Annotated in this window: 2 protein-coding genes; both read left to right on the forward strand. The window is 66.2% G+C overall.

Annotated elements, in window-relative coordinates; translation table 11 throughout:
- Positions 1 to 80 precede the first annotated feature (80 nt).
- Positions 81 to 428: an IS66-like element accessory protein TnpA gene (gene tnpA / locus E8D38_RS27975; protein WP_140637608.1), complete on the forward strand. Its 348-nt coding sequence runs from the start codon at positions 81 to 83 to the stop codon at positions 426 to 428.
- Positions 425 to 757, forward strand: coding sequence for an IS66 family insertion sequence element accessory protein TnpB (gene tnpB, locus E8D38_RS27980; protein WP_140637611.1), 333 nt, complete (start codon positions 425 to 427; stop codon positions 755 to 757). Before tnpA ends, tnpB begins: the two co-directional genes overlap by 4 nt.
- Position 758: the final 1 nt, after the last annotated feature.

Below are 758 nucleotides of genomic sequence, written 5' to 3' on the forward strand. Positions count from 1 at the left end.
GTAAGCGTCCGGCGAACCCGTCTTGAGAAGAGCGGTCGCAGCGATAACGATGCTGTCCAGTTAGCAAATAGCTGGACACGATGGAAGCTGAACAGAGTCGCAAGCGCAGGCGCTACAGCCGCGAGTTGAAGGCGCAGGTCCTTGCCGAGTGTGATGAGCCTGGTGCGTCGGTGGCCAAGGTCGCAATGTCACACGGCATCAACGCCAACATCGTGCACGGCTGGCGCAAGCTGGCACGGGAGGCAGCGCCGCAGATGGTGGCCCGGCAAGAGTTCGTACCGGTGGCAGTCGCCCCGACTGCACAAGTGCGCTCCGACGAGCGGGGCATCGAGCTCGAACTGCGCCGTGGCGCCGTAACGATCAAGCTCCTGTGGCCGATGAGCGCGGCGGCGGAACTGGCTGCCTGGACGCGCGAGCTGGTGCGGTGATCCGCGTCGACGCCGTATGGATGGCCGTCGAACCGCTGGACATGCGCGCCGGCACGGAGGCCGCTCTTGCGCGTGTCGTCACGGTCTTCGGTGCCGCCAAGCCACACAACGCATACCTGTTCGCCAATCGACGAGCCAACCGCATGAAGGTGCTCGTGCACGACGGCATCGGCGTGTGGCTGGCCGCGCGCCGCTTGAACAGCGGCAGGTTCGCCTGGCCCAAGGACGTGAACGGCTCGCTGACCCTCACAAGGCCGCAGCTCGACGCCCTCGTACTTGGGCTGCCGTGGCAGCGCCTCGGCGAGGCCGGGATCATCACGGTGCTGTAGC

The sequence above is a fragment of the Methylibium rhizosphaerae genome (assembly GCF_006386545.1).
Classification (GTDB): Bacteria; Pseudomonadota; Gammaproteobacteria; order Burkholderiales; family Burkholderiaceae_C; genus Pseudorivibacter; species Pseudorivibacter rhizosphaerae.